Origin of the sequence: Streptomyces sp. NPDC088553 (assembly GCF_044752965.1) — a bacterium.
Taxonomy (GTDB): Bacteria; Actinomycetota; Actinomycetes; order Streptomycetales; family Streptomycetaceae; genus Streptomyces.
This window is the reverse complement of sequence record NZ_JBIVMG010000005.1, coordinates 71622-88111: the sequence shown is the minus strand read 5'-3', so window position 1 is coordinate 88111 and position 16490 is coordinate 71622. Positions and strand designations below refer to the sequence as shown.

Below are 16490 nucleotides of genomic sequence, written 5' to 3'. Positions count from 1 at the left end.
ACCGCCGGACGTACGGGGCGCCTATCGTTCCCCGTATGCACACCACTCCGACGCAGGCCGTGGTCCTGGCGGGCGGCCAGGGCTCACGGCTCCGCCCGTACACCGACGACCGCCCCAAGCCGATGGTCGAGATCCCGGGCACCGGGACCCCGATCATCGGCCATCAGCTTTCCTGGCTTGCCGCCGAGGGCGTGACCGACGCCGTCGTCTCCTGCGGCCACCTCGCCGAAGTGCTCCAGGAGTGGCTGGAGGGTGCCGACCTCCCCCTCAAGGTGACCACGGTCGTCGAGACCGAGCCCCTGGGCCGCGGCGGAGGCCTCAAGTACGCCGCCGCGCATCTGCCCGCGCCGGACCAGCCCTGGTACGCCACCAACGGCGACATCTGGACCCGCTTCTCGCTGCGCGAGATGGCCGCCTTCCACGACGAGCGCGACGCCCTCGCCACCCTCGCCCTGGCCCGCCCCCGCATCCCGTGGGGCGCCGTCGAGACGGACACCTTCGGCCACATCACCGACTTCATCGAGGCGCCGCCGTCGCCGTTCCTCATCAACGCGGGCGTGTACGTCTTCTCCGCGGCCTTCACGGAGCTCCTCCCGGACCTGGGCGACCACGAGCGCACCACGTTCCCCCGGCTCGCCCGTGAGCGGCGGCTGGCCGGCTTCCCGCTGCCCCAGGGGGCCTACTGGCGGGCCATCGACACCGCCAAGGACCTCACCGAGGCCGCCAAGGAGCTTGCCGCACAGCGGGGATGACAGCCCCGCGCGTACGGAAAGGGCGGCACCGCCTTCTCGCGGTGCCGCCCTTTCCGTGTCCGTAGCCGTGGACCCTGGCCGGAGGTTCCGACGCCGACGCCGGAGGTCCGTACGTCCGGACCTCCGGCCGTACGGAGTCCTCAGCCCAGCAGGCCGCCGATCGGGTTCCTCGCCCCGCCCGACGTCGAGCTGCTCTCCGACGGCGTGCCCGTCGAGCCGGTCGAGCCGCCGCCGGAGCCGCCGCCCGACGTGCCGCCGCCCGTGCTGCTCGGGGTGTCGCTGGTGGACGGCGGGGGCTCCGGGTCGGATCGCGTGGGCGTACGGCTGCTGCCGCCGCCCCCGGTGCCCGTGCCCCGCGTGGCCGTCGGGCGCTGCTCCTGCGTCCGGGTGGCCTCCCGGGTGGTCTCGGTGGGCCGGGCCGCCTCCCGCGTCTCCTCGCGCTCGGCCGGCGCCTCGCTGGTCGCGGCGGGCGCGGGCACGGTGGACGCGGCCTTGGAGGGGGCGCGGTGCTTCGGCTCGGTGGGGAGCGGCCGGCCCGGGAGGTGGTTGATCGGGTCGTCGTTGGGGCCCGGGACGGTGACCATCTCGGTGGAGCGGACGGCGCCGCCGAGGACGGAGCCGATGAGGAGGGTGAGGCCGACGACGACCGCGGCGACGAGGGTGCTGCGGCGCATGACGCGGCGGCGCAGGTCCCACAGGTCGGCGCGCGGGCCGAGGGTGCGCCAGGCCTCTCCGGCGAGGCGGCCGTCGATCGAGTAGACAGGGGCGCCGGCGATGATCAGCGGGGACCAGGCGGCCAGGAAGATGATGTCCGCGGAGTCGTAGACCGGGACGGTCCTCCAGCTGACCGTGAGGAGCAGCGCGGCGGAGAGCAGGGCTCCGACGACGGCGGCGACGCGCTGCCAGAGGCCGAGGACGGTGAGGACGCCGACGACGACCTGGAGGAAGGCGACGGTGAGTCCGGCGCCGACCGGGTGCTGGAGGGCGAAGTCGCGGAGGGGTTCGGCGAGCGGCCAGGGGTGCAGGGAGTTGAGCCACTTCACCATGGAGCCGCGCTCGCCGCCGTCGAAGTAGACGGGGTCGCAGAGCTTGCCCATGCCCGCGTAGATGGAGATGAAGCCGAGGAAGACGCGGAGCGGGAGGAGGACGACGCCGAGGTTCATCCGGCGGCCCGGGTAGTAGGCGTGCCGGACGGTGTCCTGCCCGTGGCGCTGCGCGGGCCGGGCCTCCGCCGGCTCGTCCTCGTGCGCCGCCGCGCCGGGGCCCTCGGCCTCGGGGCGGAGCTCGTACAGGTCGTCGTACGCGCCCTCGGCGCGACGCATCGGCGGCAGCAGGGGGCCGGAGTCGGCGGGCACCACGGGGGTGGGCATGGTGTCGTCGATGCGCGGGATGGCCTGGGTGGAGCCCGCGTCCATCCCCGCGTGGCCGCCGCGGCCGAGGCCACCGCCACGACCGCCGTGGCCGACCGCCGGCTCCAGCGTGGAGACGGAGGACTCCCGCACGGCCTGGAGGAGGCCGGTCGCGCCCGGCGAGGACTTTCCGGTCCATACGACGGGACGACGGCGCGGTCCGCCCGCTCCTGCCCCGGCCCCGGACAGGGCTGCGGTGCGGGCGCCGGCGCCGATCTTCGGCTGCGGAGCCGGCGCGAGCCGCACACGGAAGCTGGCGTGGTTCACGATCACCTGGGCGGGATCGGAATCCACCTTGACCATGCTCAACGCGGGCTGATCGTCGAACCCCGGCCGGGGCGTTCTGGTGTCCACACTCATCTAACCGAGTGATCTGGGTTTAGGACACTGCCTTGACGGCTCGCAAATGTCCGAGACCCGTCAAGATCACGCCACGGCCGGGGCCGGAAGTACTACTGGCCCGGTGTCAGCGGGCCATCCGGCGGCGGGCCGCCTCGTAGAGCACGACACCGGCCGCGACACCGGCGTTCAGCGACTCGGCGCCGCCCGGCATCGGGATGCGGACGAGGAAGTCGCAGGTCTCGCCGACGAGGCGGGACAGGCCCTTGCCCTCGGAGCCGACGACGATGACGACCGGACCGCCCAGCTCCTCCAGCTCGTGCACCTCGCGGTCACCGTCGGCGGCGAGGCCGACGACCGTGACACCGGCCTTCTGGTACTGCTCCAGGCAGCGCGTCAGGTTGGTGGCGCGGGCGACCGGGGTACGGGCGGCGGTGCCGGCCGAGGTCTTCCACGCACCGGCGGTCATGCCGGCGGCGCGGCGCTCGGGGACGACGACACCGTGGCCGCCGAAGGCGGAGACGGAGCGGACGACGGCGCCGAGGTTGCGCGGGTCGGTGACGCCGTCGAGGGCGACGATCAGCGGGTCGTCGTGGTCGTCGAACGCGGCCGTGACGAGGTCCTCGGGGTGCGCGTACTCGTACGGCGGGACCTGGAGGACGAGACCCTGGTGGTTCAGGCCGTTCGTCATCCGGTCGAGCTCGGGGCGCGGCGCCTCCATGATGTTGATGTTGCCGCGGCCGGTGGCGAGGTTCAGGGCCTCGCGCACGCGCTCGTCGTTGTCGATGAACTGCTGCACGTACAGCGTCGAGGCGGGCACGCCGTCGCGCAGGGCCTCGAAGACCGGGTTGCGGCCGACGACCATCTCGGACTGGCCCTTGCCGCCGCGGCGGACGACCGGCTTGCGCTTGGCCGCGTTCCGGGCCATCGCGTTGTTGACGCGGAATGCCTTGTGGCCCTTTCGGGCCTCGGCCTTGGGCGTCGGGCCCTTGCCTTCGAGGCCCTTGCGCCGCTGGCCACCGCTGCCGATCGTCGCACCCTTCTTGTTGGACGTGCGACGGTTCCTGCGCTGGCTGTTCCCGGCCATGACTACCTAATCCTCGGTGTTGCGTACGGAGGCGTACTCGCCCTCGTACAAGGTCTGTAACTGAAGTGTGCCGCCCGGAGGCCCGAGCGGCACGTCTTCTAACGGTTGCCCAGCGTCCAGCGGGGGCCGTCGGGGCTGTCCTCGATGGCGAGGCCGGACTGGTTGAGCTGGTCGCGGATCGCGTCCGCGGTCGCCCAGTCCTTGCGCTCGCGGGCCGACTCGCGCTGCTGCAGCACGAGCCGTACGAGGGTGTCGACGGCGCCGTGGAGCTCGTCGCCGCCACCGCTCTCCTCGGCCCAGTGCGGGTCGAGCGGGTCCAGGCCGAGGACGCCGAGCATGGCCCGGACCTCGGCGAGGCGGGCGATGGCCTCGTCCTTGTCGTCCGCGGCGAGGGCGCTGTTGCCCTGCCGGACGGTGGTGTGGATGATCGCGAGCGCGTGCGGCACGCCCAGGTCGTCGTCCATGGCCTCGGCGAAGGCCGGCGGCACCTCGGCGGCGGGGGCGACGTCCTTCCCGGCCTTCTCGGTGGCGCGCTGGACGAAGCCCTCGATCCGGGCGAACGCCGACTCGGCCTCGCGCAGGGACTCCTCGCTGTACTCGATCATCGAGCGGTAGTGCGGGGTGCCCAGGTAGTAGCGGAGGACGATGGGGCGCCAGTTCTTCACCATCTCGGACACCAGCACGCTGTTGCCGAGCGACTTCGACATCTTCTCGCCGCTCATGGTGACCCAGGCGTTGTGCACCCAGTACTGGGCGAAGGAGTCGCCGAAGGCCTTGGCCTGGGCGATCTCGTTCTCGTGGTGCGGGAAGATCAGGTCGAGGCCGCCGCCGTGGATGTCGAAGGCGGAGCCCAGGTACTTGTGGGCCATCGCCGAGCACTCCAGGTGCCAGCCGGGGCGGCCGCGGCCCCACGGGGTCTCCCAGTCGGGCTCGCCCGGCTTGGTCGCCTTCCACATGGCGAAGTCGCGCGGGTCGCGCTTGCCGGAGACGCCCTCGTCGGGCTGGCGGAGGTCGTCGATGTCCTGGTTGGACAGCTCCAGGTAGCCCGGGAAGGAGCGCACGTCGAAGTAGACGCTGCCGTCCGCCTCGTACGCGTGACCGCGCTCGATGAGGCCGCGCATCATCTCGATCATCTCGGGGACGTGCCCGGTGGCGCGGGGCTCGTAGCTGGGCGGCAGGCAACCGAGCGCGTCGTAACCGGAGTTGAACGCGCGCTCGTTCTCGTAGCCGATGGACCACCAGGGGCGGCCCTGCTCGACGCCCTTCCTGATGATCTTGTCGTCGATGTCGGTGACGTTGCGGATGAACGTGACGTCGTAGCCGCGGTACGCGAACCAGCGGCGCATGATGTCGAAGTTCAGCCCCGAACGGATGTGGCCGATGTGCGGGGCCGCCTGGACGGTGGCACCACAGAGGTAGATCGAGACCTGGCCCGGCGTGAGCGGGGTGAAGTCACGGATCTGCCGGGCGCTGGTGTCGTACAGGCGAATAGTCACCACTCCAGGGTAGTGGGCGTGTGGTAGTGCCCCGATACCTGTTCGCCGTCTCCGATGACGTTTTTCACCGGTACCGGTGGATGCCGGTACCGGTGAACGTGATGACGGACGCTCCGGAAGGTGACGGCGGACGCCCTGGAACGTGGTTACGCGCGTGCCACCGGGTACACGAGGGCCGTCGCCAGCGCCGCGAGGCCCTCCGCCCGGCCGGTCAGACCGAGGCCGTCCGTCGTGGTGCCGGAGACGGAGACCGGTGCGCCGGCCGCCTCGCTCAGCGCCTTCTGCGCCTCGTCGCGCCGCTTGCCGACCTTGGGGCGGACGCCGATGACCTGGACGGCGATGTTGCCGATCTCGTATCCCTCGGCGCGGACGATCCGGGCGGCCTCGGCGAGCAGGGTGACGCCGGAGGCGCCGGAGTACTCGGGGCGGGAGGTGCCGAAGTGGGCGCCGAGGTCGCCGACGCCGGCGGCGGAGAAGAGCGCGTCGCAGGCGGCGTGGGCGGCGACGTCGCCGTCGGAGTGCCCGGCGAGGCCGTATCCGTCGTTCTCGTCGGCGTCCCAGAGGAGGCCCGCGCACCAGAGTTCGCGGCCCTTCTCGAAGGCGTGGACGTCGGTACCGATGCCGGTACGCGGCAGCACGGGGAGATCAGAAGCCATCGTTGGCCCTCCTGCGGGCGAGTACGGCCTCGGCGAGGACGAGGTCGAGGGGGCGGGTCACCTTGAAGGCCTCCTCGTGGCCGGGCACGACGACGACGGGCGCGCCGAGCCGCTCGACCATACCGGCGTCGTCGGTGGCGCCCTCACCGGTGAGGGCGATGGTGGCGTGGGCGTTGACCAGGGTGTCGCGGTCGAAGCCCTGGGGGGTCTGGACGGCGCGGAGCCGGGCCCTGACCGGGGTGGCGACGACCTGCTCGGGGTCGCCCGGCTTCTCGGCCGGCTCGACCTCCTTGACGGTGTCGGCGACGGGCATCGCGGGGACGACGGCGACGGCCCCGTCCCGTACGGCCTCGATGACCGCGTCCACGGTGTCGACGGGGACGAGCGGGCGGGCCGCGTCGTGGACGAGGACGATGTCGACGCCCTCGGGGAGCGCGTCGAGTCCGAGGCGTACGGACTCCTGGCGGGTGTCACCGCCGGGTACGACGAGGTAGTCGGTGCGTTCGGGGAGGGCGTGGGCGTCGAGGAGGTTCTTGACCTCGGCGGCGCCGTCGGGGGGTGCGACCACGACGACGAGCGAGACCGCGCGGGAGGCGGCCATCGCGCGGACGGCGTGGATGAGCATGGGGGTGCCGTTCAGCGCGCGCAGCGCCTTGGGGGCGCCCGGACCGAGGCGTACGCCCCGTCCGGCCGCCGGGATCACCACGGCGGTACGAGGAGGACGCGCTTCGTCTGACATCGGTTGCACTCCGGCAGGTTTGTTTCCGCGGCCGACATGGGTATGGCCTCACCGTGCCGGACGCTCCGCCTTGACCGGGCCCTTTCCGTGACGACGGTCGAGGCGTTGACGCCCGCGCACAGGGGTTCGGACGTAACAGGGGGAACGAGAGCATACGTACATGAACACGCGTACGCGAACGTGCGTACAGGAACATGCGTGCTGTCGCGGTCGTGCGCTGTCTCGGTGGTGAGAAGCCGCACGTGTGAAGCGCTGGACTCATGAAGCGCCGCACTCGTGTGGCGCCCCGCTCGTGAAGCGCCGCACTCGTGAAGCGCCGCACTCGTGAAATGCCGCACTCGTGAAATGCCGCAGTGCCCGGCGGCAGCACTGTGTGGATCACAGCACGCCAGCGGGCACCGCGGCATCGCTTCACTTGGTAGCGCGCTCGGATTCTTCAGAGCACGCTCAGGACGCGAGGACCTCGTCGAGGAGAGCCTCGGCCTTGTCCTCGTTCGTGTTCTCCGCGAGGGCCAGCTCGCTGACCAGGATCTGCCGAGCCTTGGCGAGCATGCGCTTCTCACCGGCGGAGAGACCGCGCTCGCGCTCACGCCGCCACAGGTCGCGGACTACTTCGGCGACCTTGATGACATCGCCGGAGGCGAGCTTCTCGAGATTTGCCTTGTAGCGACGGGACCAGTTCGTCGGCTCTTCGGCGTACGGCGCGCGCAGCACCTCGAAGACCCGGTCCAGCCCGTCCTGACCGACTACGTCGCGAACACCGACGAACTCCGCATTGTCCGCCGGCACACGAACCGTCAGGTCGCCCTGCGCGACCTTGAGCACCAAGTAGGTCTTGTCCACGCCTTTGATCTGGCGAGTTTCGATGGCCTCGATCAGCGCGGCCCCGTGATGGGGATAGACCACGGTGTCGCCAACCTTGAACGTCATGTGACAGGTACCCCTTCCGTGGCTATCCAGGGTAACACGGATACGGCTTCTTCTGAATGGCGTTTTCGCAGGTCAGGGCATATCTCAGGGCTTGACAACAGCGACACGAACGTGCTGCGGAGGGCTTCCGGAAGGCGGTATTCGCAGGTCGGAGCGGCTGCGCGGACGGAGAGAAACGCGCACGTTACACCTACTCGAAGCCCCTCCAGGGGGGCTCGATGCCCCGTTTTGTCGGGTTCGGCGTGGCCTTCCCAACGTACTCCGTTCGAGGATCGTCCACCCGTACGGATGCATCACGGGGTGATTCCGTAATTGATCAGCGGACGCCGGTCCCGGCTTTTCCGGAGGTACGGCTCCGGAGAATGCGGGGCGGCCCTCGAATTGATCAAGGCAGTTATGTGAACAACAGGTCAATGGGTCGTGATCCAGCCACGACGGCCGGTGCGTGGCGAGAACGGCGGAGGGCGTGAGGGGCCGCCACGGGATCACCCACGGATCCCCCCGCGGATCGCCCGTGGGATCGCCCACGGAGACCCCGTGGCCGGTAAGGGGCGGGTCGGGTGCGGGACGGAGAGTGCGGCTCGGTAACCTGAGCGCGCTGACACACCCTTAGTTGGCCTTTAGTTCCGAAGCCTGTCCGTAGCCTGTCCGTACGTCCTAGGAGATGCCGCCGCCGTGAGCCGCAGCCTTCGACGCGGCGCCCTCGCCGCCACCGCCATCGTTCTCTCCATCGCCGCGCTGTCCGCCTGTGGGGCGGGCAACGACGCGCAGACGCTCGAAATCAAGCCGGACAACGCCGCGGTCACCGTGGACGACGTCAAGATCCAGAACGCCCTGGTGATCACCCAGCCCCTGGACGTGGCCAAGGGCCCGGCCGTCGTCTCGGCCACCGTCTTCAACAACGGTCGGCTGCCCCAGACGATCCAGTCCATCACCCTGCCGGGCAGCAACGCCACCGTGGCGCTGAAGCCGGCCTCGGGTGCCGGCCCGGTCGTCGTCCCGGCCAACGGCTCCGTCGTCATCGGCGGCGACGGCAACGCGTCCGCCGTCATCGAGAACGGCAGCGAGGCCACCCGCGACGGTGACGCGCAGAAGCTCGTCTTCAAGCTCAGCCGCACCGGCGACGTGAGCCTGAGCGCCTTCGTGGTCCCGGCGACGAGCTACTTCAAGGACTTCGGCCCGACGATCATCCCGGCGCCCCCGGGCACCCAGCCGACCGCCACCGCGACGCCCTCGGGCGCTGCCGAGGGCGAGCACGGCGGCGAGGCCACCGGCGAGCCGTCGGGCGAGGCGAGCCACGCGGCCGGTCACTGACCGTAGGCACATGAAGGGCGCCCTCCCCGCTGGGGAGGGCGCCCTTCACATGTATCCGGCTGCCGGCGCTGCGCCGGACTCCGTACCGGGCAGCCGCCGCGGCGACCGTCCGGCCTCGTGGGGCGAGGGCCGGTCCACGGCTCGAACTTGTAGCCCAGGCCCCGGACCGTGACCAGGTAGCGCGGCGCGCCCGGGTCGGGCTCGAGCCCCATCCCGCGTGCGCCCCTCGCACCGATCGGCCCAGAGGGCCTCACGGGCTTCGGAGCGCTGCGCCGGACTCCGTCCGGCCTCGTGGGCCGAGGGCCGGTCTACGGCTCGAACTTGTAGCCCAGGCCCCGGACCGTGACCAGGTAGCGCGGCGCGCCCGGGTCGGGCTCGATCTTGGCGCGGAGGCGCTTCACGTGGACGTCGAGGGTCTTGGTGTCGCCGACGTAGTCCGCGCCCCAGACCCGGTCGATGAGCTGCATACGGGTCAGCACACGGCCCGCGTTGCGCAGCAGCATCTCCAGGAGGTCGAACTCCTTCAGGGGCAGGTCGACCTTGCCGCCCGCGACCGTCACCACGTGGCGGTCGACGTCCATCCGGACCGGGCCGGCCTCCAGGGCCGCGGGGGTGACCTCCTCCGGCTCACCGCGGCGGCGCAGGACCGCGCGGATGCGGGCGACAAGCTCCCGCGAGGAGAAGGGCTTCGTCACGTAGTCGTCGGCTCCTATCTCCAGCCCGACGACCTTGTCGATCTCGCTGTCCTTGGCCGTCACCATGATGACGGGGACGTTCGAGCGGCCGCGCAGCTGACGGCACACCTCGGTACCGGGGAGCCCCGGAAGCATCAGGTCGAGGAGGACGAGGTCGGCCCCGTTGCGCTCGAACTCGTCGAGACCGTCGGGCCCGGTCGCCGCTACTGCGACCTCGAAGCCCTCCTTGCGAAGCATGTAGGACAGGGCGTCGCTGAAGGATTCCTCATCCTCGACGACAAGCACTCGGGTCACGGAAGGACCTCCGGGGCAGGAAGCGGTTCGGTCATGAGATCAGGGGTGAGGGACGAGGCGGGTCGGCGGTCCCGTACGGCGCCCGCCTCGGGCAGCCGCAGGGTGAAGGTGGAGCCCTGACCCTCGGTGCTCCAGACGGTGACCTCTCCACCGTGGGAGGCGGCCACGTGCTTGACGATGGCCAGGCCGAGTCCCGTACCGCCGGTGGCACGGGAGCGGGCCGGGTCGACGCGGTAGAAGCGCTCGAAGATGCGCTCGCGGTCCCTCTCGGAGATGCCGATGCCCTGGTCGGTCACGGCTATCTCGATCAGGTCCCCGCCCGGCGCCGCGATGTGGCGGGCTGCGATGCCCACCCTCGTACGGGCCGGTGAGTAGTTGACGGCGTTCTCCACGAGGTTGCCCAGGGCGGCGGCGAGCTGGCCGCGGCTGCCCCAGACGTAGAGGTCGGCCGCACCCCCCGACACCATGGTGATCTGCTTGGTGGAGGCGGGCTGCCGGGAGCGGTCGATCGCCTCGGCGACGAGTTCGTCCACGGACACGGGCTCGGAGTCTTCCAGCGGGTCGTCGTTCTGCACGCGGGAGAGGTCGATGAGCTCCTGTACGAGGTTGGTCAGGCGGGTCGCCTCGATCTGCATGCGGCCGGCGAAGCGGGTGACCGCCTCGGGGTCGTCCGAGGCGTCCATGACCGCCTCGGAGAGCAGGGAGAGCGCGCCCGTCGGGGTCTTGAGCTCATGGCTCACGTTGGCGACGAAGTCGCGCCGTACCGCTTCGATACGACGGGCCTCGGTGAGGTCCTCGACCAGCAGCAGCACGAGGCGCGAGCCCAGCGGGGCGACCCGGGCGGAGACGGCAAGGGCCTCGCCGCGTCCGGTGCCGCGCCGGGCCAGGTCCAGCTCGACCTGCCGTATCTCTCCGTCTCGGCGGGTGTCACGGGCCATGTTGAGCATGGGCTCGACGGCCAGTTTCCCGCCACGGACCAGGCCGAGCGCGTACGCCGCCGAGCTGGCCTTCACCACGGAGTCGCTCTCGTCGAGGACGACCGCGGAGGAGCGCAGCACGGACAGCACGGTGTCGACACCGGGCGGGAGCACGGCGTCGGTGTGCAGAGAAGTACGGGTGGGTCTCGCCTGGTCGCGCTCGCTCCAGCGGAACGCCAGCATGGCGATCACGCCGGTGCACACGCCGGCGATCGCGGCCAATGCGGCGACCGCCGCGTTCACGTCCATGCCTCCCAGGTTATGCGGGTGCGAGGACTCTCTCCCAGCCGTCCGAGTGGCTCCTCGAACACTCGTCGCTCAGAGTTCACCCCGAGGACCGGGCTGGTTCACATGTACCGGGAGGGGCGGCGGCTTACGTCGCCCAGAGTTCACCTTGGGGAAAGTATTGATTCATGTGTGCGGGTGGAGCCGGACGCGTGAGGGGCCGAAGGTGGGAGCGTGGGGATCCGAGGCCCCCGATCCGGACCCCGGAGCTTTGCCGAGCTTTGCGTAGAGAGGGACATCCATGCGGGACGCGTACCACGAGGAACTGGACTCGATCGGCGAGAGCCTGGTCGAGATGGCACGGCTCGTCGGGTCGGCGGTCGGGCGCGCCACCACGGCGATGCTCGACGCGGATCTCAAGCTCGCGGAGAGCGTGATCGCCGCCGACCAGAAGGTCGACGATCTCCAGCACGAGCTGGAGGCCCGGGCGATAGCGCTGCTCGCGCGGCAGCAGCCGGTGGCGACGGACCTGCGCATCGTGGTGACCTCGCTGCGCATGAGCGCCGACCTGGAGCGCTCGGGTGACCTGGCGCAGCACGTGGCGAAGCTCGCCCGTCTGCGGTTCCCCGAGTCCGCGGTGCCGCGGGACCTGCACGCGACCATCCTGGAGATGGGGCAGCTGGCGCAGCGCCTGATGGCGAAGGCGGCGGAGGTCATCATCACGAAGGACGTCGACCTGGCGCTCCAGCTGGAGCAGGACGACGACGAGATGGACCTGCTGCACCGGACGCTGTTCCAGCACCTGATCGACGACCGCTGGAAGCACGGCATCGAGACGGCGGTCGACGTGACGCTGCTCGGCCGCTACTACGAGCGGTTCGCCGACCACGCGGTGTCGGTGGCGAAGCGCGTCGTGTACCTGGTGACGGGCGAGCACGCGGACGAGCTCCAGGCGGCGGACGCGCCGGTCGAGGGCGCGTAGCGCACGGGCGCCGATGCGCCGTTGATGCGCCGGTCCGGGTGGGCATGCAATGGGGGGAGGCGATGTGCGCCTCGAAAGGGAGGGACCCTCATGGCCGAATCCCCCGACACGACCCTGACCGACTCCGGGGCGGAGGCACCGCGCGAGGCGGTGCACCTGCCCCTCCTGGGCGCCTGCGGGTGCGGCTCGGGCTGCGGCTGCGGCTGCCAGTCGGGCGGCCCGTGCCAGTGCGGCGGCTGCTCGGGCTGATCGGGTGTGCGGAGGGGGTGGGGTGCGACATCGGCACCCCACCCCCTCCGCTCCTTCTCTCTCCCGCCCTATATGTCCAGCACGCCGACGATCTGGTCGCCGCTGGTCTCCCCCGTCGTACGGAAACCGAGCCGGTCGTAGAAGACGCCCGGCCCGTCGTCGCCGGGTTCCCAGGTGACGTACAGCTGCGATGCGCCGCGCCGGCGCAGCTCGTCGCGGACGGCCTCGACGGCGAAGCGGCCGTACCCCTTGCCCTGCTTCTCGGCGGCGATGTTGAGCCGCCAGAGACCGCTGCGCCGGTCGTCGGGGTCCTTCTTGGCGTTCCACTGGAGGTCGAGGAAGGCCATCAGGAAGCCGACGAGCTCGTCCCCGTCGAAGATCAGCCTCGGCCAGGCGGCCTCCCCGAAGGCGTAGGCCTCGGCGAGGGAGGTCGCGACGGGAGCGACGTTCCGCTCCTGGTGAGGGTGGACGCGCAGGGCGAGGGCGGCGTCGATGGTGGCGGGGGTGACTGTCTCCAGGCGGAGCGACGTACTCATGGCACGGACGCTAGCGAGAGCGTGCGAATTCGGCGCGCGAATATGTGTGCGCACGCCAGAATGCGGCATGCCCACCTTGCGCCGCCTGCGCGGCCCGCTGCTCCTCACCGCCCTCACGGCCGTGACCGCGACCGCCCTCTCCGGCTGCACCGTGCCGCCCGCCGGCCTGGCCGGCGTGACGGTGGCGGCGGACGGCTCGCCGGTCGGGGTGATCGTGATGTGCCACGACCACGTCGACGGGGCGACGCTCCACCCCGACGACGGTGACGCCACCGGCACCCCGGAGAGCGGGGGGGAGTGGCGGCACGACACCCCGGTCACCGGCTTCACGAGCTGGTCCCTGACCTCGCCCGCCGACGGCTGGACGGCGGAGAAGGCCCCCGGCCGACTGGTCCCCGGGCAGCGGTACGGGCTGTACGGCTGGACCGAGGACAGTTCCTGGTCCGCGGCGCACGTCTACTTCACGACGGCGGACCTGGAGGCACTCGCACCGGGGCAGGTGCGGTACGCGAGGGGGGACGAGGTCAGGACGGTCTCGACGGACGAGTTCCGCGAGAAGGCGTGCGAGGGCTTCTGACCCCGCCGTCCTCTTGCCCCTGACATGCGAACCCCGGCGAACCGGTGGCCCGATCGGGGCCCCCGAGGCGCCCGCCTCAGCGGGTCGGCGGAGCCGTCGGATCCGGAGTCGGAGTCGGAGTCGGATTCGGCGAAGCCGGAGTCGGGTTCGGCGGAGTCGAACGGGCATAGCGCGACCCGAGCCGGCGGAGGTGGGTGACCAGTTCCTCCGGCTCGGTGACGTCGAAGTCGAAGTCGAGCATGCCCAGATGGACGGCGAGGGTCTGCACCGTGTCGGCCCCGGTGGTCAGGACGCAGGTGTCGGAGTCGACGGCCTCGACGGTGCCGACCGCGGGGTTGATCCGCTCGATCACCGCCGCCGCCGGCGCATGGACGGTCACGCGCGCGTGGTGGCGCCAGGCCGCGCCCGACACCCGTCGGGAGACGTACGCGGCGACGTCGCCGCCGGGCGGTTCCCGCGGGGCGAAGCGCGGTCCGGTCGGGGTGCGGGGCTGGATCCGGTCGATCCTGAACGTACGCCAGTCCTCGCGCTCGACGTCCCAGGCGACCAGATACCACCGCCGTCCCCAGTTCACCGCCCGGTACGGCTCCACCACGCGACGGGTGGACGAGCCGCCGTGGTCCAGGTAGTCGAAGCGCAGTCGTTCCCGGTCGCGGCAGGCGGACACCAGAGTGGTGAGCACCTCCGCGGAGACGGTCGGCGCCGGACGGTCGGCGGGCACGGCCACGGTGTAGGCCTGGAGTGCCCGCACCCGTCGGCGCAGCCGCGAGGGCAGCACCTGCTCCAGCTTGACCAGCGCCCTCAGCGCGTTCTCCTCGGTGCCCGGGACAGCGCCCTGCGCGGCGGTGCGCAGCGCGATCGTCACCGCGACGGCCTCCTCGTCGTCGAGGAGCAGCGGGGGCATCGCCGCCCCGGCGCCCAGCCGGTAGCCGCCGGTGGATCCGCGTTCGGCGTCGACGGGATAGCCGAGCTCGCGCAGTCGGTCGATGTCGTTGCGGATGGTGCGGCCGCTCACCCCCAGGCGCTCGGCCAGTACGGATCCTGGCCAGGCCCGTGGGGTCTGCAGGAGGGAGAGCAGGCGCAGCAGCCGTGCGGAGGTGTCGAGCATGAGACCCAGCCTGTTGTGTCATTAGGAACGCAACGTGCCTATATCGAGAATACTGTTTCATCCATGGAGATCAGCAGCAGCACCGACGCCCGGATCCACCCGTACCGCATCGACGTCCCGCAGGCCGAGCTCGACGATCTGCGCGACAGGCTGGCCCGTAGCCGCTGGGGCAGCGAGATCCCCGGCGCCGGCTGGAGCCGGGGGGTCCCCACCGACTACCTCAAGGCTCTGGCCGCGTACTGGGCCGACGGTTTCGACTGGCGCAAGGCGGAGGCGGAGCTCAACGAGTTCCCCCAGTTCACCACCGAGATCGACGGCCAGAACATCCACTTCCTGCACGTCCGTTCGCAGAATCCGGCGGCCGTCCCGCTGCTCCTGATGCACGACTGGCCCTGCTCGTTCGTGCAGTTCGTCGAGGTGATCCGACCGCTGGCGGAGGACTTCCACGTCATCGTGACCTCGACGCCGGGCACCGGCTTCTCCGGTCCGCTCGGCGAGGCCGGGTGGACCACCGGACGCATCGCGGGTGCGTTCGTCGAGCTGATGGGCCGGCTCGGCTACGACTCCTACGGCGTCCAGGGAACGGGTGGCGGCGCCTGGATCGCCACCGAGATGGGGCGCCAGGCGCCCGATCGGGTCATCGGCGTCCACGTCAACGGCCTGATCACCTTCCCCTCGGGGGACCCCGCCGAATTCGAGGGGCTCACCGGATCCGAGCAGGAGCGCCTGGCCCGTCTGGAGGACTTCCAGCAGGACAAGATGGGCTTCAACGCCATCCAGTCCACCCGCCCGCAGACCCTGGCCCATGGACTGCACGACTCGCCGGTGGGCCAGCTCGCCTGGATCGCGGAGAAGTTCAAGGAGTGGACGGACCCCGCCGCCGAACTTCCCGAGGACGCCGTGGGCCGGGACCGGCTCCTGACGAACGTCAGCGTCTACTGGTTCAGCGGCACGGCCGGCTCCTCGGCGAACCTCTACTACGAGTCGGGCCACGACGCGAGCGCGTGGGCCCCGAAGGCTCGCGGCACCGTCCCGACGGGTGTCGCCGTGGCCCTGGGCACCGACGTCGCCATCCGCCGCTTCGCCGAGCGGGACCACCACGTCACCCACTGGACCGAGCTGGAGCGCGGCGGCAATTTCCTCTCGCTGGAGCAGCCCGAGGCGTTCGTCACCGACGTCCGCGCCTTCTTCGGCACACTCGCCGGCTGAGCCCGGCTGAGCTGGGCTGAGCCCGGCTTGGCCCGGGGCGCCCGGTGATCTCGGCCCCAGCCATGAACAAGGCCCCCACCCGCGGAGAAACCGCAGGCGGGGGCCTTGATCGCGCGTCGTGTTACTTCTTGCCCTGGTTCTTGACCGCCTCGATGGCCGCCGCAGCGGCCTCCGGGTCGAGGTAGGTGCCGCCCGGGTTGAGGGGCTTGAAGTTCTCGTCCAGCTCGTAGGCCAGCGGGATGCCCGTCGGGATGTTGAGGCCCGCGATGGCCTCGTCCGAGATGCCGTCGAGGTGCTTCACCAGCGCGCGGAGGCTGTTGCCGTGGGCCGCGACCAGGACCGTGCGGCCCGACAGCAGGTCCGGGACGATCGCGTCGTACCAGTACGGGAGCATCCGCTCCACGACGTCCTTCAGGCACTCGGTGTCCGGGCGCAGCTCCGGCGGGATCGTCGCGTAGCGCGCGTCGTGCGCCTGCGAGAACTCGCTGTCGTCCGAGAGCGGCGGCGGCGGGGTGTCGTACGAGCGGCGCCACAGCATGAACTGCTCCTCGCCGAACTCGGCGAGGGTCTGGGCCTTGTCCTTGCCCTGGAGGGCGCCGTAGTGGCGCTCGTTCAGACGCCAGGAGCGGTTCACCGGGATCCAGTGGCGGTCCGCGGACTCCAGCGCGAGCTGGGCGGTGCGGATGGCGCGCTTCTGGAGGGAGGTGTGCAGCACGTCGGGGAGCAGGCCGGCGTCCTTGAGCAGCTCGCCGCCGCGCGTCGCCTCCTTCTCACCCTTCGCGGTGAGGTTCACGTCCACCCAACCGGTGAACAGATTCTTCTCGTTCCACTCGCTCTCGCCATGGCGGAGGAGGATCAACTTGTACGGTGCGTCGGCCATGCGTACGAGCCTAATGGACCGCTGACGATTGACGCG

The 16490-nt window shown here is 71.1% G+C and carries 17 protein-coding genes; 6 read left to right on the top strand and 11 right to left on the bottom strand.

Annotated elements, in window-relative coordinates; genetic code table 11:
- The first annotated feature begins 35 nt into the window (after positions 1-35).
- Complete coding sequence (locus tag ACIP8Z_RS17110) at positions 36-752, top strand: NDP-sugar synthase (RefSeq protein ID WP_402084047.1); 717 nt, start codon at positions 36-38, stop codon at positions 750-752.
- Positions 753-892: 140 nt separating this feature from the next.
- Here ACIP8Z_RS17110 and ACIP8Z_RS17105 read toward each other — a convergent pair whose 3' ends face one another.
- From ACIP8Z_RS17105 to ACIP8Z_RS17080, 6 genes are all read right to left on the bottom strand, one after another.
- Positions 893-2521, bottom strand: coding sequence for a DoxX family membrane protein (locus ACIP8Z_RS17105; protein ID WP_402084045.1), 1629 nt, complete (start codon positions 2519-2521; stop codon positions 893-895).
- A gap of 106 nt (positions 2522-2627) precedes the next feature.
- A complete protein-coding gene (gene rlmB, locus ACIP8Z_RS17100; RefSeq protein ID WP_319311170.1) occupies positions 2628-3587 on the bottom strand; it encodes a 23S rRNA (guanosine(2251)-2'-O)-methyltransferase RlmB in 960 nt (319 codons plus the stop codon).
- Between the two features lie 98 nt (positions 3588-3685).
- Entirely contained in the window at positions 3686-5083 is a 1398-nt protein-coding gene (gene cysS, locus ACIP8Z_RS17095) for a cysteine--tRNA ligase (protein WP_319311172.1), read from the bottom strand.
- 146 nt (positions 5084-5229) lie between these two features.
- Entirely contained in the window at positions 5230-5739 is a 510-nt protein-coding gene (gene ispF / locus ACIP8Z_RS17090; protein ID WP_402084043.1) for a 2-C-methyl-D-erythritol 2,4-cyclodiphosphate synthase, read from the bottom strand.
- Positions 5729-6478, bottom strand: coding sequence for a 2-C-methyl-D-erythritol 4-phosphate cytidylyltransferase (ispD, locus tag ACIP8Z_RS17085; protein ID WP_402084040.1), 750 nt, complete (start codon positions 6476-6478; stop codon positions 5729-5731). Before ispD ends, ispF begins: the two co-directional genes overlap by 11 nt.
- Before the next feature lie 447 nt (positions 6479-6925).
- Complete coding sequence (locus ACIP8Z_RS17080) at positions 6926-7408, bottom strand: CarD family transcriptional regulator (RefSeq protein ID WP_003953493.1); 483 nt, start codon at positions 7406-7408, stop codon at positions 6926-6928.
- A gap of 675 nt (positions 7409-8083) precedes the next feature.
- Between ACIP8Z_RS17080 and ACIP8Z_RS17075 the strand changes: the two genes are divergently transcribed.
- Entirely contained in the window at positions 8084-8722 is a 639-nt protein-coding gene (locus ACIP8Z_RS17075) for a DUF461 domain-containing protein (RefSeq protein WP_402084037.1), read from the top strand.
- A 308-nt stretch (positions 8723-9030) separates the two neighbouring features.
- On the opposite strand, the gene ACIP8Z_RS17070 is transcribed toward ACIP8Z_RS17075, so the two are convergent.
- Both ACIP8Z_RS17070 and ACIP8Z_RS17065 read right to left on the bottom strand, forming a co-directional pair.
- Positions 9031-9711 carry a response regulator transcription factor gene (locus ACIP8Z_RS17070; RefSeq protein ID WP_015035162.1) on the bottom strand — a complete coding sequence of 227 codons (681 nt, stop codon included), beginning with the start codon at positions 9709-9711 and terminating at the stop codon, positions 9031-9033.
- Positions 9708-10937, bottom strand: coding sequence for a sensor histidine kinase (locus ACIP8Z_RS17065; RefSeq protein WP_402084035.1), 1230 nt, complete (start codon positions 10935-10937; stop codon positions 9708-9710). The genes ACIP8Z_RS17070 and ACIP8Z_RS17065 overlap by 4 nt, the downstream gene beginning before the upstream one ends.
- 277 nt (positions 10938-11214) lie before the next feature.
- Between ACIP8Z_RS17065 and phoU the strand changes: the two genes are divergently transcribed.
- Entirely contained in the window at positions 11215-11895 is a 681-nt protein-coding gene (gene phoU, locus ACIP8Z_RS17060; RefSeq protein WP_030323218.1) for a phosphate signaling complex protein PhoU, read from the top strand.
- Between the two features lie 90 nt (positions 11896-11985).
- The gene (locus ACIP8Z_RS17055; RefSeq protein ID WP_319311184.1) at positions 11986-12144 is read left to right on the top strand and encodes a hypothetical protein; all 159 of its coding nucleotides are present in this window, start codon (positions 11986-11988) and stop codon (positions 12142-12144) included.
- A 68-nt stretch (positions 12145-12212) separates the two neighbouring features.
- Here the strand turns inward: ACIP8Z_RS17055 and ACIP8Z_RS17050 are convergent, their stop codons facing one another.
- Entirely contained in the window at positions 12213-12680 is a 468-nt protein-coding gene (locus ACIP8Z_RS17050) for a GNAT family N-acetyltransferase (protein ID WP_402084033.1), read from the bottom strand.
- Positions 12681-12747: 67 nt separating this feature from the next.
- On the opposite strand from ACIP8Z_RS17050, the gene ACIP8Z_RS17045 reads away from it, so the two are divergent.
- Positions 12748-13257 (top strand): hypothetical protein, encoded by a 510-nt coding sequence (locus ACIP8Z_RS17045; RefSeq protein ID WP_402084030.1) that lies wholly within the window; start codon positions 12748-12750, stop codon positions 13255-13257.
- A 76-nt stretch (positions 13258-13333) separates the two neighbouring features.
- Here the strand turns inward: ACIP8Z_RS17045 and ACIP8Z_RS17040 are convergent, their stop codons facing one another.
- Positions 13334-14365: a helix-turn-helix transcriptional regulator gene (locus tag ACIP8Z_RS17040; protein ID WP_402084028.1), complete on the bottom strand. Its 1032-nt coding sequence runs from the start codon at positions 14363-14365 to the stop codon at positions 13334-13336.
- Between the two features lie 63 nt (positions 14366-14428).
- On the opposite strand from ACIP8Z_RS17040, the gene ACIP8Z_RS17035 reads away from it, so the two are divergent.
- Positions 14429-15574: an epoxide hydrolase family protein gene (locus ACIP8Z_RS17035; RefSeq protein ID WP_402084026.1), complete on the top strand. Its 1146-nt coding sequence runs from the start codon at positions 14429-14431 to the stop codon at positions 15572-15574.
- Positions 15575-15695: 121 nt separating this feature from the next.
- Here the strand turns inward: ACIP8Z_RS17035 and ACIP8Z_RS17030 are convergent, their stop codons facing one another.
- On the bottom strand, positions 15696-16454 hold the full coding sequence (locus tag ACIP8Z_RS17030) for a phosphoglyceromutase (RefSeq protein WP_055601085.1): 759 nt from the start codon (positions 16452-16454) through the stop codon (positions 15696-15698).
- Positions 16455-16490: the final 36 nt, after the last annotated feature.